Source organism: Colwellia sp. BRX8-5, from assembly GCF_014077325.1.
GTDB lineage: Bacteria > Pseudomonadota > Gammaproteobacteria > Enterobacterales > Alteromonadaceae > Colwellia_A.
This window is the reverse complement of the sequence record NZ_JACGVR010000007.1, coordinates 43,129-65,320: the sequence shown is the minus strand read 5'-3', so window position 1 is coordinate 65,320 and position 22,192 is coordinate 43,129. Positions and strand designations below refer to the sequence as shown.

Below are 22,192 nucleotides of genomic sequence, written 5' to 3'. Positions count from 1 at the left end.
ATTCATTTTTGAATAAGGCTTAAAAAATAACGAATAAATCGATAGTTGTACAGTCGAAAAAAAAATATAAATTGGCAGGGTACAACAAATTCCCTGCGTTTAGCTTGCGGCTTGTTTTTCGGCTGATGATTGTTCACGGTTATTTTCTACTAGGCTTACCACTAAAGACGCTGCCAATAAAAATACAGCAGGTAACATCAATAACGTAAAAATTAGCTCTAAGCTCGGCATAATCAATTCCTTACTCATCCGCTACTTGAACGGTATTCTTTTGTTGAGTACCCTTTTTGTTACTAAGCTTAGCCACTAAAATTTGGGAATATTTGTTGTTGGCTAAAGCTGACATCGTGATATCTGGCTGAACTTTATCTTTTACGCTACTCGTTAATTTTGTATTGAGTTGTTCAATGCCTGTTTTAACCATCAGATTAGCGATAGTTTTGATGTCTGTAGTGTTGTCTGCAAAACTGTTAAAAGATAATAAAGCGGTAGTTAATGTGGTGATCAATAACGTTTTCATGTTGTTCTCCAAGTTTTATAATAGTTAAGTCGTAATATCTATTACAAAGGTTGTGCCAGAGATCAAAAAAAAATTAAGTAATTGAATTTTATAGGATTAATTAATCTATGCTTTTATCATAAAAATAAAGTTTAAGACTAAATAAAAGAAAAGTGGTCAAAAAAGCCAATTATTAATAATTATAGCGATAACATTATATTTATCGCTAAACGGCAAGATAAATAGTATTCCGATTTAGGGATACAATTTCCCAAAATCGGTACACAAAACAGAAAATTACTCGCCTGCAGGAAGGGTCACTTGTGCGAACGCATCAAAAAGAACTTGGCTGGTAACTTCATTACCACTGCATTGCTCACTTAAATAACGACGAAACTGCCTAGCACCCGCTAAACCATTGCAGAGTCCAAGCATATGGCGAACAACATGCCAAGCACGCCCGCCGTTGGCAATATGAATATCAATATAGCGCGCCATCTCGGCAACAATTTGCTCACGAGAAAGAATATCCGTGTTTTTTTGATAAATCGCGTTATCTGCTTCAACTAACATATAAGGGTTTTGATAAATTTCACGGCCTATCATCACACCATCAATATGAGCTAAATGCTCATTGGCTTCATCATAGGTTTTAATACCGCCATTAATTGAAATTTGTAACTGTGGAAAGTCTTTTTTGATTTGATAAACACGACCATAATCAAGCGGGGGAACTTCCCTATTTTGCTTAGGGCTTAAACCGCTTAACCAAGCTTTACGTGCATGAATAATAAAATGTTTACAGTCAGCCTGAGAGACCACATCAACAAAATTATGTAAAAACTCATAACTGTCATGGTCATCGATACCGATACGCGATTTAACAGTAACCGGAATATTGGCTGTCGCTTGCATCTCATTGACACAGTCAGCGACCAAAGAAGGTTCAGCCATTAAGCAAGCACCAAAACGACCATTTTGGACACGATCAGATGGGCAGCCAACATTAATGTTAATTTCATCATAACCATACTGTTCAGCCATTTTTGCACACTCTGTCATGGCTTTAACATCACTTCCCCCCAGTTGCAGTACAACAGGATGTTCTTCTTTGTTAAAGGATAAATAATCACCTTTACCAAATATAATTGCGCCAGTAGTCACCATTTCGGTGTATAGCACGGTGTGCTTTGACATAACACGATAGAAGTAACGGCAATGGCGATCAGTCCAATCGAGCATGGGTGCAACGGAAAGTTTATGTGAAATCATAAAGTTATAAAAAACCTTTAAGTTTAAAGCGAATGTAGCTGTTGGAAACAACAACAAAAAATTTCGCTGATTATAAAGGCTTTAGCGATGTTAAACAAAAGAAATAATGTCAAGTGACAGCACCGAAAGCCTCGATAGCTTTCAGCTATTTTTATGGTATAAAGATGGGTGAATTTTAAATAACATCACTTAATAATTTGGCGAATTAACGCTTAGTCAATTTAAACCTAAATCGGGGCTAAGTTATAGCAAGCCTTTTGCATAAACAGCCTAATAAATTGACAAAAAAAAGTTAATCTAGGTCGTCAGGATCTGACTCAAGTTCTTCGTCTGTTTCAACTTTAGTTCGACCAAATAAGGTGTGGAATTGCTTGGGTGTTAAAATTATGTTTTGATATTTTAACCATGCCTTCTCGATGGTATTGCTTACAGCAGCATTACCACGACAAACTTCAACAAAATGTTGCTCTTCTTCGGTAACAGGCAGACGACTTCCTAAAGAAAGTGCCATTAATGCAACACCATATTTTTCTAATGCCTCGGCCTCGGCCAAGTTAAAGTCACCGGAACGCTTTATGCCGCGCGGATAATTTCTATCATCGTAAAAATTTCTATTTACCTTAAAACTTTCTGCTGATATTGCTAAATTAGCCATTTTATAAACTCTACTAAAATATAAATACACTGATAATCGCATTTTTAACTCAATATCGATTAATTGGCAATTATTTTTTAACGTTAATTAGAATATTTTACTTAATGTATATTATTTACCATTATATACACTATTTTTGACTTTTTTTTAGGCTAAAAATACAAAACTAGCATGAGGTTATATTTTGTAAATCCAGTGTAGTCCTTGAATGACCGTCGTAGGAAAAGCGGTTTGATGATTGGCTTCTGGGATAATAACAATTTTTGCTTTTACATGAGTTTGCTGCCAATTAAGTATTTTTTCATAAAAATCTTCAGCATCTTTGACCATGTCATGGCTGCTGTCTAATGCTTTTGATTCACGTTCGCCAATAGCAATAAAAATATTAGCATTAATGGTTAACTGCCGCTTTCGATGCGCCTCTTCTAATGTAAAAACAACCTTATTATCAAACCAATAAGAAGGACTACCCAGTATGTAATGATTAAATAATGTCGGTTTAGTTAATAATATATATGTACCAAATAATCCGCCAAGTGAGTTACCGACAAAGGTTCTATCTTGTCGATCCGTTCGATAATTTTTATCGATATAATTGATAACACTAGCTTCGATAAACGCCATATGCTGTTGAGCACCACCTGTTGTTTGTTGCCAGGATTTATTTATTGACGGGGTATAGTCTCGCACTCTGCTAGCATCTCGCTTCGACCCTTTAGCATATGAAATGCCAACGATAATAGCTTCTTTCATTTTTTGTGCATTCATTGGATAACGGGTTGCCCCAGAAACAATCTGAAAAGTATACCAAGCATCGGTTAAGTAAATAACGGGATAAGTTTTATCATCATTTTTAGCATAAGATTTAGGTAACTTTATAAATAATGGGTAAACACGTTGACTGTCGGGATCTTTAATTTCAACGACTTTACTTCTTGGTATTTGAAAAGGCGTAGTGGTAAAAGCCATTGATAGCTGGCTGGTCAATATTAATAGCAGCGTTAAACTATATATTACTAGTTTCAAGTGAACTCTCTTTCTTTACTCAATGACAAGTCGTTATGTTTACATAACCATAACGAGTTATTTATAAAACCTTAAGGATAAGTAAAGCAATACTCCAGCGAATAAATCACCGGTGTATTACTTTTAGTGTGCAATTGTTATTGGCATAATATTTATTTAAGTAACGGCTTCATAATCGCTAATTTACCATCAATTGGGGTGGTGATTTCTAGGCCTAAAATGTCTGCAATTAATGGCATAATATTTATGTTTTCAGCCGTATCTAACTGATATGCTTTTTTAAATGCGGGCCCTTGTGCATAGAATATTCCGTCCATGTCTGTAGTGTCAAACTGACTCCAACCATGATTTCCTTTACTGGTTTTTCCGGTAAAACCTATCGACCAATCGTTATCGGTTAAACAAGCTATATCACCGATACGACTGGATTTTGAGGCGTTAAATTTTGCTGGAATATCTTGGTATTGATAACATTTATAATGTTTAGCTTGTTGATTTAATTGTGCAACAGTTTGAGCTAATGTGCGGGTAGACTTACCCTCATCGTATATAAGTGTAATAGGGTTGGTTGCCAAAACTTTATATTCATCATTTAACCAATTAGGTAAATATTCATAATTCTTAGCAGGATAATCAGCCATACCATGATCAGAGACAATAATAATATTTACTTCAAAATCTAACGTTCGTACTTTTTCAACCATTTCACGAATGGTGCTATCTACACGGTTAATAGCGGCAATAAGCTCAGGTGAATCTTGACCAAAACCATGCCCTGCACTGTCTATATCATGAAAATAAGTGGTTATTAATTGCGGCCGTTCGCTTGAAGGAAGCTGATACCAATTTAATACACCATCTATGCGTTCTTGATGTGAGGCGTTGTGATCATATTTTTTAAAATGAGACGGATAAATACCCGCAATAGCGGCTTCGGAGCTTGGCCAAAAATAGTTAGCCGTACGCATATTTTGTTCTTCCGCAATAATCCACAAGGGTTTACGTAAATAAAAGTCGGGATTGGTCACCGCTTCCGAGTCTCTTATGCTGTAGGTTTTATTTAAATCGCGAGCATAGAAACGGTTAGACACTATGCCATGATTCTCAGGGTATGACCCCGTAACAATACTCAAATGGTTAGGAAAGGTTTTTGTCGGGAAAGTAGGACGTAATGATGTTAAATGAGCAGACTCTTTAGCAAATTGAGACAAGAATGTAGGCTGATATTTATCAACATAATCCCACCTAAAACCATCCAGTGAAATTAACAACACATAAGGTTTAGGATTAGGGTTGGATGCTATACCTAGTGACTTTTTTGATTCTGATGTGCATGCATTTAAGGCAAATAACATGCCTATTATAAATAATTTATTCACGGTAATTTCTCATCAATAATTAGTGTTTAAGGGCTTTCTAGCATTGTTTTTTTACTAACATAAAATCGTTATTGCTTTATCTTAAGACGAGTATTTATTGACTCAACGCGGGCGTAAATAAGACAATCGCTTCAATTAAACATCAGCATAATAATTATATATTTTGTGCTGATGCCTTTTTATAATTGAGCGCTCGATAAAATTAGTAGAGCTTTACTCGGTAAATACTATCCATTGATTGAAGGACTACAGATAATCTATCATCATTATCAACAAACCAATAGCTTGCCGCAGGAATCGACGGAAGTGCTATAAGCTCAACAAAAGTTGAGGCGTCATAAACCGCAAGATTAGTAACGATAATATTATGCGCTTCATTATGATATCTGATATGTTCATTTTTCTTAGGAAAATAAGTTTCTTCGCCCGTAAAGGTATGCAGTACTTCAGAAGTGTCATTTATCTTAATAACAGTGTTTCTAGCAAGCAGTGTTTCATTGACGCCATCAATGAAAATAGCCCGTTCTTGGTTACCAGAGTAATTGTAAGTATCGCGACTATCCGCCAGTGGAGTCGCAACAGCTTCAATCGCGAAAGGATCTAATGTTAATGAGAACAATTCATAACCACTGCTATCTGTATCCGACACATATAATAATTTATTGTCGTTTAATGGAAATTGAACAATGTTATTGACGTTAGCTAAAGCGGTGTTGGTAAGCGCAAAGTTTGTCGTTGACAAGTTAAATTGCTCAAGTGAATCATCATTTACAAATATAAGTTGATTAGCCGCGCACTTTTTAAGGCTATGAGCAGAGCCCGTTTGCTGATACGACTCAATAAGCCTTAGCGTTTGGTGGTCATATGAAAATATTTGGTAACTGTAATCGTCATAGTTTAGACCCGTTAAAAATATACGTTCTTGATCAGCCGAGAAACAAATATGGTCAAAAATAATATTGGTTTCATTAGAAGCCTTAATTAAGTGACCTGTTTCAAGATCAAAGACTTTTATTACGGTATTAAAATCATTTATTGCAATAAGATGGTTGAACACAGATGAGTATCGAACCTGCTCTACGGTATGATCTAATGTAACTGCCTCACCGACAATGCCAACGATTTGTTTAACTGAGTGTCCGCCTGAACTTTGTTCAACATATTTTTCACTGGTTTTCAGTTTATAGTTTCCGTCGTAATAAATATTATAAAAACCTTTAGATTCATTGGTATCGAAAGAAAGGGTAATCTTGTTTTCAGTCGCTAAAATAATAGGTCGGTAAAAAGAATTAGAGACCGAAAAAGTTGAAACTTGTATCGGAGTATTCGAATAACTACTATCAATGGATACTTTTTTATTAAATTTTATGATTACTTTTTCAACGGGATCATTTTCAATCGTCTCTTTAGTAATTGAAATAGCTTTAAACGGTGTTAACTCTTGGATAAAAGCTAGTGCTTGGGCATTATCATGTAAATTAAATAAGGCGGATGAAGTCCATGCTACTGTTTCTGCTTCACCTATAAGTTCTTGGTTAAGGTGCAATTGCATATATTTATTTGTGATAAATGTTAGCAATATTTCTTCATTTTGAGCGTTGGTCAGTCTAAAGGTTCCAGCAGGTGATTGTGATGCATAACCTTTACCTGAATATGGCGAGGTAACGTTAGAGGTTAAAGTGGTCTCAAAGGCAAATAGTTCACTCGTTATTGTACTGGTAATATCGACTTGGTAATGCGGATATTTATTACTACCTGGCGCGTTAATATGTTGATTAATTGTCGTTTGCTTTAGAGAGTCAGTAACAACCATTAAATCATCAGTTTTAACTTTAAAGTCGATTGCTTTTATATCAAGTTTTCTGTTTTTACTTTGATAATTTAAAACGAGATCTCCTTCTAAATCTTCAGTACTTGCGCTCCACGTTTGGTTGCTTGTTAGCAAAAGCTCAAACATTAACTCTAATGAAAGTGAAGGCTCTTCTATTGTAGAAATAATAAAGCGCGTAGAGGAAAACTTTGCACTTAGGTCCTTAATAAGGAAACTATCCGAGTAAGGATTCTTGCTGTCATCAAGTTGAATATACTGCTGGGTAATATTCACTAAGGCAGTCACTGTTGTGGTTGAACTTTCTCTATCAATAATATCGGTTTGGTAACTACAGTTTGTAAAAACTAATTGGTAGCTATTTTCTGTATCGTCAATAATTTTTTCAACGGTACCTGTGCTATTACAGTCTCTAATTAAGATGTTTTCAGGTGCATGATGAAACCAAATAATTTCCTGTTCGATGATGTCTGCGGCATTAATACTCGCTTCGGTTAACACCGTACTCCAGATGGCAATATCACCGGCATTATCTTCTGTAAAAATCGCGTCGACAACAGGTGGTGTTGGAACAGTAGGCTGCGGTGTCGTTATTTTTTCTGAACGTTCACCACTGCCTCCACCACAAGAAGCTAAAAGAGCCATTGATATTAAGCTCACAAAAAGAGAAGCAGTATAATTCATTCAAAAACATCCATTTGTTATAATTTATCCTAAATAGGCGAGACATTTATACCTAAAGATCAATATATTTACAATTGAAACGTCTATTCTTTATTGGGGTAAATCAATAACTAAATTGAATTTTTCAGAGCTTTTCCATAGGTTAAGTAATACAGTAAATTCTGCTATTTCATGGACAGATGCGGTTGAGCTGAGGATTTTTTCAGAGAGGGTATTCATTCGATCAAATTCATTGACATTCATCATTAACATTCCTTGTTATATGTCAATGAATTATGACTTAAATAATGAAAAAGGTATAGCTTTTAGTGAGTTAGTTTATGAATATTTGATGACAAACGTTACTGAGAATACTGCTTAATTAATGATTATTTTCCCAAAGTCTCTTCTCGGGCCTTCCTGAGCAAGTGCAGGTGCCCGACGCACACTCTTTAGTAAAATATAAAGATTAACTCTATAGCGCTAAAGCCAACAAATATTTATTGAGGAGAACGTTTAAATAATTTCACTGAAATGACTTAATTTTATATCACTTTTTCAGTTTTCGTTTGAGCTCTTCCATTGTCAACATTGCTTGTGGAGACTGCAGTAATTCTGCGTTTAAGTCGGCAACGGCACTTAAGCCATTAGCCACAATAGTATCGGTATTTACATTTAAACTGCGTTTTGTCGCTTTTACGGCATAATTAGGTAATAAAGCAATGCGGTTGGCTAAACTGAAAGCAGCTTTCATTAAACGCTTACGTGTTAAATAGGTATCATTAATCATGCCCCATTTTTTTGCCTGACGTCCTGAGAAAATAGCCGAAGTGTATGCTAATTCTCGTAATCGCCCATCGGGTAAATTAAAATGCAAGCGTTGCAATGTTCCCATATCTGCAGGTATACCTAATTGCGTTTCCAAAATGCTAAAGTAAGACCGCATCGACGCTAAACGAATATCGCATGCCGAAATTAAATCAACCGCCCCCCCGATACATACACCATGGACCGCTGCGATTGTTGGAATAGAACAATCAACAATCGCTGAAAATGCTTGTTGCATATTAATGATTTCAGCCCTCAAGTGCGCTGTTTTATCATTTTGGCAATCTTGTGTTGACGCCATAACGTCTAATAAAAAGTTGATATCGGCGCCCGATGAAAATTGTTTCCCCTTGCCACTCAATACCACGACATGAATATCGTTTTGGTTATTTATCCAACGATAAGCGTCACCAATTTCAAACCACATTTTTTTATTCATCGCGTTCGCCTTATTCGGGCGTGCAAGTTGTAAATGTAAGACATTATTTTGGAGCGTTAAATCTAAATATTCAAATTCAGGCATGTTCAGTCCATAGTAAAAAATTTATTCTTATTGATTAAAGATGACACGTAGGTATCGAAGAGGGCAAGATAAAATTGCTAAACCAGTAAAGTGAATTTTATCTTGGTACTTAGCTGTTATCCAACTATCAAATATTACATTACATTTTCGTAAACGTTGAGAGTGCCAACAACACGCTTTTAATTTAAAGGGTTAAGTAATTAACCTTTCAAGCATATTACATCATCAAAATCTCTGTGTTAAACTGCTAAAAAATAACCCAATCATGCAAGTACCTAACTCATAATGAATGCAGAAGAATTATTAATACAAGCAAAAGAGTCTTGCAAGAAGCGTGGTGCACGATTTACTTTGGCTCGCGAACAAGTATTTAAACTATTAACCGGACATAGCGGTGCTATTGGTGCTTATGATTTGCTTGACGAATTAAAGCTAATTGACCCAGCAGCAAAACCAGCAACCATCTATCGTGCTTTAGATTTCCTTGGTAAGCAGGGCTTTGTTCATAAGATTGAGTCTATAAATGCTTTTGTGATGTGCCATCATTTCAGTGAATGTAATCATCCCGTGCAATTACTTATTTGTGACCGTTGCGGACATGTTGAAGAAATTCAATCGTCTAATTTAGACTTAGCTTTACGCTCGATGGCAGATGCAACCGGCTTTACCATTAGCCATCAAATTGTTGAAGCGCATGGTGCTTGTCAAAGCTGCAGTAAATAGCGTTATTATTCAGGAGTAATAATAACTTTAACACCCCATTAAACTCATATTTAGAGCTATTGGTCGCATAAGAAGTACCCTCCCCCTTAACTCAGTGAACTTATTTATGCTATAAGTACACGGTTAAACATGCCCATATTATAAAATATTCAGGAAGCCTATGAAATATTCAATCAAGTCAGCGTTAATTTGCTTATTTGTTGTTGCCAGTGGTAGCGCAATAGCGAAAAACACCATTAGTAGCGATAAATTTCGTCAATTAGAAGAATCTTTACCAACACCCAACACTTACAGAACTGCATCAGGCGCACCAGGTCACCAGTATTGGCAACAACAAGTTGATTATAAAATTAATATTCAACTTGATGATAAAACGCAAACCTTAACGGGTAGCGAAACAATGAGTTATACCAATAATTCACCTGACACTTTACGCTACTTGTGGATACAGCTAGATCAAAACCGCTTAAAACGTGACTCTGATAATCGCTTAACAGCGACAGCTCCTAGTAAAAAAATAACTTATAGCGGATTGCGTGGCGCTATCGAGTCAACTGAATTTGATGGTGGTAATACAATTACTGCAGTTACAGCATCAAACGGTAGTGCTCTTGACTATGTGATTAACGGCACAATGATGCGCGTTATCTTACCTAAGGCATTAAAATCCGGCGATGATGTTGAATTAAATATTAAGTGGAACTATAAGCTTCATGAACAAAAAGTGTTAGGTGGCCGTTCGGGTTACGAATACTTTAAAGAAGACGATAACTATTTGTATGAGCTTGCTGGCTGGTTTCCTCGCGCAGCAGCATACTATGACGTTATGGGCTGGCAAAACAAGCAGTTTTTAGGTAACGGCGAATTCACTTTAGAATTTGGTGATTACGACGTTAAGATCACCGTTCCTGCTGATCATATTGTTGCCGCTACCGGTGAGTTACAAAATGAAAGCAAGGTCTTAACAAAAACACAGCGTAAACGTTTAGAACAAGCTAAAAACGCAAAGAAACCTGTGCTTATCGTTACCGTTGATGAAGCACTTGAAAACGAAAAATCTCGCTCAACAAAAACGAAAACCTGGCATTTTAAAGCTAAAAATGTTCGTGATTTTGCTTTCGCATCAAGCCGTAAATTTATTTGGGACGCTCAAGGTTATAAAGAAGGCGGTACCGATACCATGGCGATGTCTTTTTACCCTAATGAAGGTAATCCATTATGGGAAAAGTACTCCACTGAAGCTATTATCCATACCATGCAACAGTATAATAAATACACCTTTGCTTACCCATACCCAGTATCAATTTCAGTCAATGGACCCGTTGGTGGCATGGAATATCCGATGATCACTTTTAATGGTCCTCGCCCAACACTTGACAAAGAAACAGGTGAAAAAACCTATTCTCGTGGTACTAAATACGGCTTAGTTGGAGTAATTATTCACGAAGTGGGTCATAACTACTTTCCAATGATCGTTAACTCTGATGAACGTCAATGGACTTGGATGGATGAAGGTTTAAACACTTTCCTACAGTTTTTAGCACAACAAGCATGGGAAGAAGGTTATCCTTCACGCCGTGGTCATGCTGCTGACATTACTAATTACATGAAAAGTACTAACCAGGTACCTATTATGACCAACTCTGAATCAATTCTTCAGTTTGGTAATAATGCCTATGGTAAGCCAGCAACAGCATTAAATATTTTACGTGAAACCGTTATGGGCCGTGAATTATTTGATTTTGCCTTTAAGGAATATGCACAACGTTGGATGTTTAAACGCCCAACACCTTCAGACTTTTTCCGCACCATGGAAGATGCATCAGCCGTTGATTTAGATTGGTTCTGGCGTGGTTGGTTCTACACAACAGATCATGTTGATATCGCTTTAGGTAATATTCATTTATATCGTCCTAATAGCCAAAACCCTGATACAGAAGCCGCTTGGAATCGTGCCTTAGAGAGTGAAAAGCCAACATTTATTAGTGACCTTCGTGATAAAGGTCAATGGCTTAGAACAACTGACAAGCCTGAATTGTTAGATTTTTACAATGAGCATGATAAATTTACGGCAACCAATAAAGCACGTAATACCTATAACAGCGCAAATAAAAAGTTAGAACAATGGCAAAAAGATCTCCTTGTTGATGAAAGAAATTTCTACATCGTTGATTTTGAAAATAAGGGTGGCTTGGTCATGCCTATTATTGTGCAATTAACTTTTGCAGATAAAACAACAGAACAAGTACATATTCCTGCAGAAATCTGGCGTAAAAACAGTAAAAATGTTTCTAAATTATTTATTACTGATAAAGAGATTACCGCTATCGCTATTGATCCAAACTGGGAAACAGCCGATGTAGATGTTAACAATAACTACTGGCCAGCACGCCCTATTAAATCAAGCTTTGAATTATACAAACGTAAGAAAAAAGACATGATGCGTGACTATAATGTTAAATTAAAGTCAGCTGATGACGAAAAAGAAGACAAGGAATAAGAAGATAAATAATGTCAAAAACCTCATTATTTAAAAGCTTTATTTTTTGTTTATTGTGTGGCGTTGCGCTTTCAAGCGCAGCCCACCGATACTTCTTTGGATTAACTGATTTATCAGTTAATCCAAGAACCCATAACATAGAAGTTATTCATCAATTTACGGCTCACGATATTGATAATGCTATTGCTGAGCAACAGCAAATACGCTTTTCAGCTGAGCATCCTGAATACGAAAAGTTCATTCAAAACTATGTTGAAGCACATTTCCAACTTATTGATGTTCAAGATAATAAAAAACAGCCAATCAAGCTCAATTGGATAGGTTTAGAAGTCGCTAAAGGTAATGTTTATATTTACCAAGAAGCTAATTTTGAAAACTTTTTATCCGGATTAGTGGTAAAAAATGATTTACTCATCGATACTTACCCTAAGCAAGTAAATACTGTAAATTATAAAGACGAAACAATTATTGGCAGCTTAACTTTTTCGAAATCAGTTAAAATTGCGATAATAAAAAACAATAACTAGTAGGAACGATTTACATTTGCTAAATTAACATGCAAAATAAAATGACTAGTATAACTAAGCCCTTGGGAAACATTCATGAATGTAGAGTTTATTAACCCTTTTTTATCTTCAATGCTCAATGTAATGTCTACTATGGCACAAATGGAATTAGTACCTGAAAAACCTCGTTTGAAAAAAAATGAAGTTGCTATGGGCGATGTTTCTGGTTTAATTGGTATGGTGAGCGCTCAAACAAAAGGCTCACTATCAATTACTTTTGAAGGAAAGTTAGCACTGGCCACCATGAAAAAAATGGTTGGCGAAGGTCCTGACGAAGTCAATGAAGAAATTACCGATTTAGTCGGTGAAATTACTAATATGGTCACCGGTGGCGCTAAGCGTATGCTGAGCGAAAAAGGCTTTGAATTTGACATGGCAACGCCTATGGTTGTTTCTGGTCAAAACCATACTATTCACCACAAAGCTGATGGCCCTATCATTATTATTCCGTTAAATTCTGAATTTGGTAAAGCTTTTATTGAGTTCAGTTTCGATAAATAGTGAATTAAGTAATTTGTAGTCATAGACCAAAACCTCGTTTAGCAATATACGAGGTTTTTTATTTTTTACGCTATATTTAGTTTATTGACTCAATAACAACTGACAATTAATGACATTATAATAAACAGTGGCGGTTAAGTGCGCTGTAAATGAATTTTTGGCGACTTTACCAAGAAGATTAGTAGTTTACTTAGTATTTAAAAAAGACCTTTACTGCGCTGACAAGGTGATTTGTACACGGCGAGTAATATTACATAAGAGCTCATAGGGAATGGTAGTTGCACATAGCGCTATTTCGGCAACAGATAATTGCTCTCCCCACAAAGTCACAACATCGCCAACCTGTTCTTGTGCATTTATCCCTAAATCAACAGTGATCATATCCATTGATACTCTTCCTACCAAAGGAACCCTTCGTCCATTGACCAAAACAGGTGTGCCATTTTTAGCATGCCGAGGGTAACCATCACCGTAACCAATGGCAACAACACCAATAATAGTCTTTTGCTCACTTGTCCAAGCATTACCGTAACCGACTGATTCGCCAGCGGCTAATTCACGTACGGCGATCAAACTTGACTTCAGCGTCATTACTGGCAGAACATCCAAGGTTATATCTTTATTGTGCAAAGCACTCTCTGGCGCACAAGTTGATAAATTTGCTGCGTTACTTTCAAAGGGTAAAGGAGAAATCCCGTATAATAATAAACCGGGGCGAAGCCATTGGTAATGGCTTGCTGGCCATGCACAAATACCGGCAGAGTTTGCCAATGTTCGTTCTTCGTTACAGCCTAACGTTACTTTTTCAAAGAGTGATATTTGTTGGCGAGTCGCCTGATTGCTTTTATCATCAGCACAACCTAAGTGACTCATTAGCACAATATTTTTTTGCACGTTTACTGAGTCCGTTAATTGCTGATAAAAATGGCTAAACTCCTCTGGATTTATACCTAAACGGTGCATACCGGTATCGATTTTTAGCCAAACCTTTAACGGAGAAGGAAGCGTTGCCGATAAAAGAGCATCAAGTTGTTGATGGTTATGAATAACCGTTTGTAAATTATTGACCGCAAGTATCGCTAAGTCTTTTGCATTAAAAAAACCTTCGAGCAAGACAATCGGTTGAGTAATACCTGAAGACCGTAATGCCAGCGCTTCATCAATTCTTGCCACGGCAATAGCATCAGCGGTGATCGATGAATGACCGTGTTCATTTATTTTAGCTTGCTCAGAAAACAATGCGTGCGCAATGCGTTCAAGGCCATGGCCATAGGCATTAGCTTTTAAAACGGCTAGCACCTTTGCTGTCGGTGCAAGTGATTTTATCTGCGCTAAGTTGTGCTTGAGCGCAGATAAATTAATAATTGCCGTTGCGGTCGTTAATGCCATTAATCTTCATCTAATACATGCGGGCCGGCATAATTATCAAAACGAGAAAACTGTCCTTGGAAAGTCAACGGAACACGACCAATAGGGCCGTTACGTTGTTTACCAATAATAATTTCTGCCATACCTTTAAACTCTGAATCATCGTGATAAACCTCATCACGATAGATAAACATGATCAAATCGGCATCTTGCTCAATAGAGCCTGATTCACGAAGATCCGAGTTAATCGGCCGTTTATCTGAGCGTTGCTCCAAACTACGGTTTAGCTGAGACAGTGCCACAACCGGCACTTGTAATTCTTTAGCTAATGCTTTTAATGACCGTGATATTTCGGCAATCTCTAAGGTGCGGTTATCAGCAAATTGTGGCGCGCGCATCAACTGTAAGTAATCGATCATGATCATACTTATACCACCGTGATCACGGGCAATGCGGCGCGCACGAGAGCGAACATCGGTTGGCGTTAAACCAGCGGCATCATCAATAAACATCTTACCTTTATCAATAAGTAACCCCATGGTTGATGATAAACGCGCCCAATCTTCGTCACCTAATTGCCCCGTACGAATTTTGGTTTGGTCAATACGGCCTAATGAGGCTAGCATTCTCATCATCAGTTGTTCTGCAGGCATTTCTAAACTAAAAATCAATGCGGGTTTATCTTCAGTCATCGCCGCGTTTTCTGCGATGTTCATCGCAAAGGTAGTTTTACCCATTGATGGACGTGCAGCAACGATAATAAGATCTGACTTTTGAAAACCAGCGGTCATCTTATCTAAATCAGAAAAGCCACTAGAAACCCCGGTAACACCATTATTTGGCGATGAACAAAGTTGTTCAATACGATCGACTGTTTTTTCTAGTACTGAGGTAATGTTTTCTGGCCCTTCGGACTTGTTAGCCCGTTGTTCAGCGATAGCAAATATTTTAGTTTCAGCAAAATCGAGAAGCTCTGCACTGGCACGGCCTTGAGGATCATAACCCGCTTCAGCAATTTCATTTGCCACACTGATCATTTCACGAGTAACTGCACGTTCACGAACGATGTCGGCATAAGCGGTGATATTGGCCGCACTGGGTGTATTCCTCATCATTTCGGCAAGGTAAGCAAAGCCACCAGCATCTTCAAGTCGTTGCTCGTTTTCTAAAGCTTCAGATAAGGTAATTAAATCAACAGGGTTGCCTAGTTCAATTAGCGCAGCTATGGTTTCAAAAGTAATACGATGTGAACGACTATAAAAATCCTGAGCGACAACACGTTCGCCAACACGATCCCACGTCTCGTTATCGAGCAATAAACCGCCCAATACAGATTGCTCTGCCTCAAGCGAATGAGGTGGAACTTTTAAAGCATTCATTTGACTATCTTGAGAATACTTTTTATCTTTGAAAAATTTATTTGGCTTGCGCTCTGCCATTTATATACCCTAAAACTCTATCGCAAATGCGAGATTAAAACTTTTGGTAGGTTAGCAGAATTTACTTTGAAACAGAATATAAATACGAGCCAGAAAGCGCCCTAACTCGTTCTATTTTCAATGCCAGAGTCATAAAAATTAATTGCTGACGCTAATATTGCCATTTACCGTATTTACACGTACGTTCGCGTTGGCACTACCGGTTTCAAAGTCTAATTTTGAGCTTGGTCCATACTTAGCTTTATTTGATTTTTGCGTGGTAATTTTATTAGTGATCTGACCACCAGCACTGGCTGATAATCTGAAGCTTGCTTGAACATTTTTTTGTAGTTTTAATGCTAAACCGCCACTAACACTAGACATCTTAACGACACCACCATCATTTAACGATAACGTTGCTGACAGAACGCCACTGACATTTGCAACGGTAAGTTCGTCAATCTCATTTAATCCTATGTTAATATCGCCACTGACATTTTCGATCGTCACTTCTTTTGCTGTTGATTGCGCGTCAATTTCACCACTGACCACGCGCAAACTTAAACGTCCACGTGACTGACGATCTTTAATATTACCGCTAACACTCGACAAACTCACTTTCCCTGATAATTTGCTGCTGTTAATATCACCACTAACTGAAATTAATTCAATGCGTTCACTCAAATTTACCGCTTTGATGTTACCACTTACTGTTTTTGCTTCGGCGCTGGCATGCAAGTTCTCAAAATTAATATCACTGGCAATCCCCTCAAAACTGACACGAATGTTTTTAGGCATATGAATCGTTAATACTGAGCCTTTAGCATTGTTACCCCAGAAGTTGTTGCTATGATTTTCAAGCTCAACCTTAATTTTTACACGCGATCCTTGTTGCTTAAAGAGTAAACCTTCGGCGTCGTCTTCCAATTCTCCCTTTATCGAAATAGTGTTTTTATCCCAACCAATAACCGTAATATTACCGCGTAAATTTTCAATATTTACACTACTGACATCACTGACCAGTAATGACTTGTCTATCTGCTCACCCGCAAAGCTTGAACAAGCGGCTGAAAATAACATCATCGGAATAACTTTTTGTAAAACTCTCATAACTACCTCTTTATAGTGTTATCTTTAAATACTCTGCCATTTAGGGCTGTATAGTTGGCTTAATAGATCTAATTCTTGTTTTTGGGTCCAACGTAATAAATTAAGTAAATCATTATTACTTGGGTCTTCATTTAGAGCCTTTTCAATCGTAGCTTGGGCTGAGCTTAGGTTTATTAACTCTTGTTGAATTTCTTTTGGCAGTGCCGATATTTTAGGCTGGCCAAAGCTAATCAACATCGATTGCTTGGTGTGCTTAAAATTTTCTTGCATTGCAGTTACTAAGGTCAGGGGTGAGTTATTTTGTTGCGCTAAATCCAGCGGCTGTTCTGAAAATTGAGGCGAAAAAGAAAACCAAGTAGCCAATACTGCGAGCACTAAAGATGCCGCCCATGCTGTAGGCATAAACACTTTTTTCACCGGTGATACAAAGACAGGTTTGTCTTGTGTTTTAACTTCAATCGCCCGTTCAATACCAGCCCATAAATCACGTTGTGGTGTCATTTCATCAGGTAATTTTGCCAGTGCTTTTTGTAAAGCTTGCTCTGATAATAATTTATTCATATCTCGATCCACTCCATTAACAAATTTCTAGCTCTATGGTATTGCGCTTTACTAGTACCTACTGCCATGTCGAGCATATTTGCAATTTCTTCATGGCGGTAACCTTCAACCGCGAACAACACAAAAACTAAGCGAGCTCTTTCAGGTAAACGAGCGATATGTTTATCTAATTCGGTTAGACCCGCACTATCTGGCATTTCTACGGCAATATCTGCCATGGTTTGATCTTCGATACTAAAGATACGTTGCAACCAGTTTTTATGTTTGCGCAAGTGTCCAAGTACAATATTGTTGGTGACACTGTGTAACCAAGTAGAAAATTTACTTTCACCACGAAAATTAGCTATTTTTTGCCATAGTTGTACAAAAACCTCTTGGCAAACATCCTCTGCACTATCTTTATCTGCAAGCATACGCCAGCAAATAGCATAAACTTTACGATGATACTGCTGATAAAGTTGATAAAAAGCCTGCTGATCACCCTGCTGTGCTCGACTAATAATTGCACGTTCTTTTGCACGGTTTACAGCAATATGGATCGGCGGTTCAGCACAGTTTTTAATGTTAATAACTTTCGGGTTATCCAAAGGTTAACTCTCAATAATGGTGTCGTTATAAAGTAAGATACAGTATTTATGAAAAGGGTTTAAAGAAAAGCGAAAAATATTATATTTTTTGAGATCACGCCAAAGCTGAATGGTATTTCAATGGATTTTTAGGCATAAAAAAAGCGTCTTACGACGCTTTTTTTACATTTTGATTTTAGCGCAAAATTACTTGCTGCTAAGTGCACCAAAACGTTTGTTGAATTTATCAACACGACCACCGGTCTCAGCAGCTTTTTGTTTGCCCGTGTAAAATGGGTGACAAGCTGAACATACGTCTAAGTGAATATCTTTTTTCGCTGTAGAACGAGTTACGATGATGTTACCGCAAGAACAAGTTGCCTTGAACTCAACATAATTAGGATGAATACCGTCTTTCATAGAAACCTCTGTATAAGGCCGTATCGCCACTTAGTCAGTCATTATTGCTGCTAAGCACCATACGAGTTAAAAATAATGGAGGCGAATTTTAAATCATCGACACATGCTTAGCAATAGCCTAATGACACTAATTGCTAAAAAATGAACAATTAATCCGTTAAGGTGATTAAAGTTAAACTTTCTATAAAATCGTACTTGGCATATTAACAACAAGTCGGCAGAATAAGCTTAATTATGGTCAAAAAAGTACTCGTTATGCAGGTTAGTTATATTCAAGTCGCTATTCCTGTACCTATGCGTCAGTTATTTACTTATATCGTGCCAAAAAGCATCAGTAATGACGAGATTCAAATAGGCGCACGAGTGATCGTACCTTTTAGTCATAGAGAAGTTATTGGTATTATTATAAGTACCAGTGAAGTCTGTGATATTGACGACAAAAAACTTAAGCCGATTATTGGCTTAGTCAATGACAACTTTCGTTTTCCTCCCGCGCTGTTAAAGTTTTTACTGCGTTGTGCTGATTATTATCATCACCCGATTGGAGACGTACTACAACTGGCTCTTCCCGTGTTGCTTCGTCAAATTGAGCAACCTACTATTGATTTAGCGACCACTTGGCATTGTTTCTTGCTTGAGCAAGACAGTGAAGAAAAGCTGGTATTAGAAAAAATAGTTAAGCGAGCCCCCAAACAAGCCGAACTGTATAATGTCATTAAAACCCACCCGGGGCTAACTTGGGCAGAAATTAGAACACTAGGCTATACAAAAGCACAATTAAATACGCTTGAAAAGAAAAAGTTAATTGAAGAAAGGCAACAAAAAGCTGAAACCTTTGTCTATCACCAAGACGCTTTAGCTGAGAATGAAAAGCTAACCTTAACCGTTGAACAAGCGGTTATTGTCTCAGCGGTTAAAGCGTCCTTTGAGCAGTTTTCTTGTCATTTAGTAGACGGTGTCACCGGTAGTGGTAAAACCGAAGTTTATTTACAAGCGATGGAAAAAACTCTCGCCGCCAATAAACAAGTACTGGTATTAGTGCCTGAAATTGGTCTAACACCACAAATGCTCAGTCGGTTTGAACAACGCTTTAATTTACCTATTTGTTTGCACCACTCAGGATTAAACGACAAAGAACGTTTACAAACTTGGCTGGCTGCACAACGGGGCACCGCCGCAATAATTATTGGCACGCGTTCAGCTGTTTTTGCGCCGCTACATCATTTAGGTTTAATTATTGTTGATGAAGAGCACGATGGCTCTTTTAAACAACAAGACAGTTTTCGTTATCACGCGCGCGACATTGCTATTTTACGCGCGGGTCAGTTAAATATTCCCATTGTACTCGGTAGTGCCACGCCTAGTTTAGAAACGCTACAAAATGCATTGTCGGGTAAATATCAATATCATCAATTAACTAAAAGACCCGGTCAAAGTACTCAAGCCAAAATCAGTCTTATTAATGTTGCCCAACAGCAAATGGAACATGGCTTATCAGGTACGTTAAAAAAGGCGATTGAAACAACACTTAAACGCGGTGAACAAGCCTTAATATTTTTAAATCGCCGTGGTTATGCGCCAGCGATTAATTGTCAAGAGTGTCACTGGGTAGCCGATTGTCAGCGTTGTAATAAACCTTATACTTTGCACCAAGGAAAAAAATTATTAATTTGTCACCACTGTAGTAGTCAAAAGCGTATCCCATACCAGTGTCCTAGTTGCGGAAGTGTCCGTATTAAACCTATGGGACAAGGTACAGAACAATTAGAAGAGCGCATCGGCGAACTTTTTGCTGACTATAGTACCGTAAGAATCGATCGCGACAGTACTCGTAAAAAAGGCGAATTAGCAAAATTATTACAAGAAGTCAGTGATAAAAAACATCAGTTACTGATTGGTACACAAATGTTGGCGAAGGGGCATCACTTCCCTGATGTAACACTGGTTGCAGTGTTAGACGTTGATGGTGCACTCTTTAGTTTTGACTTTCGTGCCGCCGAGCACATGGCACAATTATTAGTGCAAGTTGCTGGCCGTGCAGGTCGAGAAAGTAAGCCCGGAAAAGTATTAGTACAAACCAACTTCCCTGAACATCCATTACTGCAAGATTTAGTCAACAACGGTTACCCACACTTTGCTAAATATGCGTTAACTGAGCGCAAACAGGCCTTATTACCACCGTTTAGTTATCAAGCACTTTTTCGGGCAGAAGCTAACTATCCTTCTTATCCTGAAAAATTTCTCAGTGCATTAACCGAATTTACTTTTGATGGCTGCCAATTTGCCGGTCCGGTGCCAGCTGCGATGGAAAAAAAAGCAGGTAAATATCGCTATCATTTAATTGTACAAGCTAAATCACGCAAGCAACTTCATCTTGCTATTTATCAGCTGATTAACGCTATTTCTCAGAATGAATGGCAGAAAAAAGTACGCTGGACAGTAGATGTTGATCCACTTGATTTAAGTTGGTAACTTTAAGTAATAAGCCTTCTGTTACAATTTTCTTTTTAAACTAGTGTCATTTCCTTACCAGTTGGTTAGAATTACCCGACGTTTACCGGTATATTATTATTTCATGGCTCATCAAGATTACGTTTCCCGCGCACAAAACAAAAAGAAAAGTCCCTATAAAGGCAAGGTAGCGCCTAAACCAACCTTCACCTTAAAATTTAAGTTTTTACTCTTTTTAGTCATGTTATTGATCGGTGGTTTTATTTATGGATTATGGTCAATAAAAGACAATAAACCGCAAGTCTCTCCCGTGAAAATAGTCAAAGAAGCCCCACAAGCGGTGAAAGAAAAAGCATTACCCGCTCCACCAAAAGAGATATGGGCATATGTTGACAACCTAAAGAGTAAAGAAGTTGAAGTGGGTAAATATGAAGTTAAGGATAAAGGACCGTATAAGATGCAGTGCGCGTCGTTTAGAACGATGAGACAAGCCGAAGTATTAAAAGCCAATATTGCCTTTACTGGCTTAACGGCTCAAATAAGTGAATCTAAAGGTAAAAACGGAATTTATTACAAAGTGTTTTTAGGTCCTTATGAGCGTAAACGTGAAGCAGAAAAAGACAAACATAAGCTAAAAAGTAATAATGTTAATGGCTGCCAAATTTGGCTTTGGAAATAAAATCCAACGGATTAGTGAACAATAAGTTAGTCCGATTGACATAATAGACACATTTATCTAGCTCCCTCCTTGAAAAAGTCATAATTAGCCTTATCTATTCTTCATAGATATAAATAAATATTTGAGGTTAATTGTGACAACTATCGTATCCGTAAGACGTAATGGCAAAGTAGCAATTGGTGGTGATGGCCAAGTATCGCTTGGAAATACCGTAATGAAAGGTAATGCTCGCAAAGTTCGTCGTTTATATAACGGCAAGGTCCTTGCTGGTTTTGCTGGCGGCACTGCTGATGCTTTTACTTTATTTGAGCGCTTTGAAAGTAAACTTGAACAACACCAAGGCCATTTAACTAAAGCCGCTGTTGAGCTTGCTAAAGATTGGCGAAGTGACCGCGCCTTAAGAAAATTAGAGGCTTTACTTGCTGTTGCAGACGAAACAGCTTCATTAATCATCACCGGCAATGGCGATGTTATACAACCAGAGAATGACTTAATTGCTATCGGTAGTGGTGGTAACTTTGCACAGTCGGCAGCAACTGCACTGTTAGAGAATACCGAGCTTTCTGCGATTGAAATTGTTGAAAAGTCGTTAAAAATCGCTGGCGACATTTGTGTATTCACCAATCATCAACATACGATTGACGAGCTATAAAGCT

22 protein-coding genes are annotated in these 22,192 nt (G+C 37.6%); 7 read left to right on the top strand and 15 right to left on the bottom strand.

Annotated elements, in window-relative coordinates; genetic code table 11:
* Nucleotides 1–99: 99 nt before the first annotated feature.
* The 9 genes from H4J62_RS20370 to H4J62_RS07040 form a co-directional block, all read right to left on the bottom strand.
* Complete coding sequence (locus tag H4J62_RS20370) at nucleotides 100–231, bottom strand: hypothetical protein (protein WP_259364605.1); 132 nt, start codon at nucleotides 229–231, stop codon at nucleotides 100–102.
* 10 nt (nucleotides 232–241) lie between these two features.
* On the bottom strand, nucleotides 242–520 hold the full coding sequence (locus H4J62_RS07075) for a hypothetical protein (RefSeq protein ID WP_182214738.1): 279 nt from the start codon (nucleotides 518–520) through the stop codon (nucleotides 242–244).
* A 276-nt stretch (nucleotides 521–796) separates the two neighbouring features.
* Complete coding sequence (dusA, locus tag H4J62_RS07070; RefSeq protein ID WP_182214740.1) at nucleotides 797–1,771, bottom strand: tRNA dihydrouridine(20/20a) synthase DusA; 975 nt, start codon at nucleotides 1,769–1,771, stop codon at nucleotides 797–799.
* 292 nt (nucleotides 1,772–2,063) lie between these two features.
* On the bottom strand, nucleotides 2,064–2,426 hold the full coding sequence (maoP, locus tag H4J62_RS07065; RefSeq protein WP_182214741.1) for a DUF413 domain-containing protein: 363 nt from the start codon (nucleotides 2,424–2,426) through the stop codon (nucleotides 2,064–2,066).
* Between the two features lie 177 nt (nucleotides 2,427–2,603).
* Entirely contained in the window at nucleotides 2,604–3,452 is an 849-nt protein-coding gene (locus tag H4J62_RS07060) for an alpha/beta hydrolase (RefSeq protein ID WP_259364604.1), read from the bottom strand.
* Nucleotides 3,453–3,604: 152 nt separating this feature from the next.
* The gene (locus tag H4J62_RS07055; protein WP_182214743.1) at nucleotides 3,605–4,831 is read right to left on the bottom strand and encodes an ectonucleotide pyrophosphatase/phosphodiesterase; all 1,227 of its coding nucleotides are present in this window, start codon (nucleotides 4,829–4,831) and stop codon (nucleotides 3,605–3,607) included.
* A gap of 202 nt (nucleotides 4,832–5,033) precedes the next feature.
* A complete protein-coding gene (locus H4J62_RS07050) occupies nucleotides 5,034–7,343 on the bottom strand; it encodes a hypothetical protein (protein WP_182214744.1) in 2,310 nt (769 codons plus the stop codon).
* A gap of 90 nt (nucleotides 7,344–7,433) precedes the next feature.
* A complete protein-coding gene (locus H4J62_RS07045) occupies nucleotides 7,434–7,589 on the bottom strand; it encodes a hypothetical protein (protein ID WP_182214746.1) in 156 nt (51 codons plus the stop codon).
* A 283-nt stretch (nucleotides 7,590–7,872) separates the two neighbouring features.
* Nucleotides 7,873–8,673 (bottom strand): enoyl-CoA hydratase-related protein, encoded by an 801-nt coding sequence (locus H4J62_RS07040; RefSeq protein ID WP_182214748.1) that lies wholly within the window; start codon nucleotides 8,671–8,673, stop codon nucleotides 7,873–7,875.
* 285 nt (nucleotides 8,674–8,958) lie between these two features.
* Here H4J62_RS07040 and zur point away from each other — a divergent pair, with 285 nt between their 5' ends.
* From zur to H4J62_RS07020, 4 genes are all read left to right on the top strand, one after another.
* On the top strand, nucleotides 8,959–9,396 hold the full coding sequence (zur, locus tag H4J62_RS07035) for a zinc uptake transcriptional repressor Zur (RefSeq protein WP_070374992.1): 438 nt from the start codon (nucleotides 8,959–8,961) through the stop codon (nucleotides 9,394–9,396).
* A 160-nt stretch (nucleotides 9,397–9,556) separates the two neighbouring features.
* Nucleotides 9,557–11,896, top strand: a complete 2,340-nt coding sequence (locus H4J62_RS07030) for a M1 family metallopeptidase (protein WP_182214749.1) — start codon at nucleotides 9,557–9,559, stop codon at nucleotides 11,894–11,896.
* A gap of 11 nt (nucleotides 11,897–11,907) precedes the next feature.
* Nucleotides 11,908–12,423, top strand: a complete 516-nt coding sequence (locus H4J62_RS07025) for a DUF6702 family protein (protein ID WP_182214751.1) — start codon at nucleotides 11,908–11,910, stop codon at nucleotides 12,421–12,423.
* A 75-nt stretch (nucleotides 12,424–12,498) separates the two neighbouring features.
* Nucleotides 12,499–12,963 (top strand): chemotaxis protein CheX, encoded by a 465-nt coding sequence (locus H4J62_RS07020; RefSeq protein WP_146798820.1) that lies wholly within the window; start codon nucleotides 12,499–12,501, stop codon nucleotides 12,961–12,963.
* A gap of 210 nt (nucleotides 12,964–13,173) precedes the next feature.
* Here H4J62_RS07020 and alr read toward each other — a convergent pair whose 3' ends face one another.
* From alr to rpmE, 6 genes are all read right to left on the bottom strand, one after another.
* Entirely contained in the window at nucleotides 13,174–14,352 is a 1,179-nt protein-coding gene (alr, locus tag H4J62_RS07015) for an alanine racemase (RefSeq protein WP_182214753.1), read from the bottom strand.
* Entirely contained in the window at nucleotides 14,352–15,770 is a 1,419-nt protein-coding gene (gene dnaB / locus H4J62_RS07010) for a replicative DNA helicase (RefSeq protein ID WP_070374997.1), read from the bottom strand. The genes alr and dnaB overlap by 1 nt, the downstream gene beginning before the upstream one ends.
* 138 nt (nucleotides 15,771–15,908) lie before the next feature.
* Nucleotides 15,909–16,859 carry a DUF4097 family beta strand repeat-containing protein gene (locus tag H4J62_RS07005; protein ID WP_182214755.1) on the bottom strand — a complete coding sequence of 317 codons (951 nt, stop codon included), beginning with the start codon at nucleotides 16,857–16,859 and terminating at the stop codon, nucleotides 15,909–15,911.
* Nucleotides 16,860–16,883: 24 nt separating this feature from the next.
* Nucleotides 16,884–17,420, bottom strand: a complete 537-nt coding sequence (locus H4J62_RS07000) for a hypothetical protein (protein WP_182203265.1) — start codon at nucleotides 17,418–17,420, stop codon at nucleotides 16,884–16,886.
* Nucleotides 17,417–18,007, bottom strand: coding sequence for a sigma-70 family RNA polymerase sigma factor (locus H4J62_RS06995; protein ID WP_220465912.1), 591 nt, complete (start codon nucleotides 18,005–18,007; stop codon nucleotides 17,417–17,419). The genes H4J62_RS07000 and H4J62_RS06995 overlap by 4 nt, the downstream gene beginning before the upstream one ends.
* A 186-nt stretch (nucleotides 18,008–18,193) precedes the next feature.
* The gene (gene rpmE / locus H4J62_RS06990) at nucleotides 18,194–18,406 is read right to left on the bottom strand and encodes a 50S ribosomal protein L31 (RefSeq protein ID WP_070374999.1); all 213 of its coding nucleotides are present in this window, start codon (nucleotides 18,404–18,406) and stop codon (nucleotides 18,194–18,196) included.
* Between the two features lie 255 nt (nucleotides 18,407–18,661).
* Here rpmE and priA point away from each other — a divergent pair, with 255 nt between their 5' ends.
* The 3 genes from priA to hslV all read left to right on the top strand — a co-directional run bounded on the left by priA (nucleotide 18,662) and on the right by hslV (nucleotide 22,188).
* Nucleotides 18,662–20,878 (top strand): primosomal protein N', encoded by a 2,217-nt coding sequence (gene priA, locus H4J62_RS06985; protein ID WP_182214756.1) that lies wholly within the window; start codon nucleotides 18,662–18,664, stop codon nucleotides 20,876–20,878.
* Between the two features lie 103 nt (nucleotides 20,879–20,981).
* The gene (locus H4J62_RS06980) at nucleotides 20,982–21,536 is read left to right on the top strand and encodes an SPOR domain-containing protein (protein ID WP_182214758.1); all 555 of its coding nucleotides are present in this window, start codon (nucleotides 20,982–20,984) and stop codon (nucleotides 21,534–21,536) included.
* Nucleotides 21,537–21,669: 133 nt separating this feature from the next.
* Nucleotides 21,670–22,188 (top strand): ATP-dependent protease subunit HslV, encoded by a 519-nt coding sequence (gene hslV / locus H4J62_RS06975; RefSeq protein WP_070375002.1) that lies wholly within the window; start codon nucleotides 21,670–21,672, stop codon nucleotides 22,186–22,188.
* Nucleotides 22,189–22,192 lie beyond the last annotated feature (4 nt).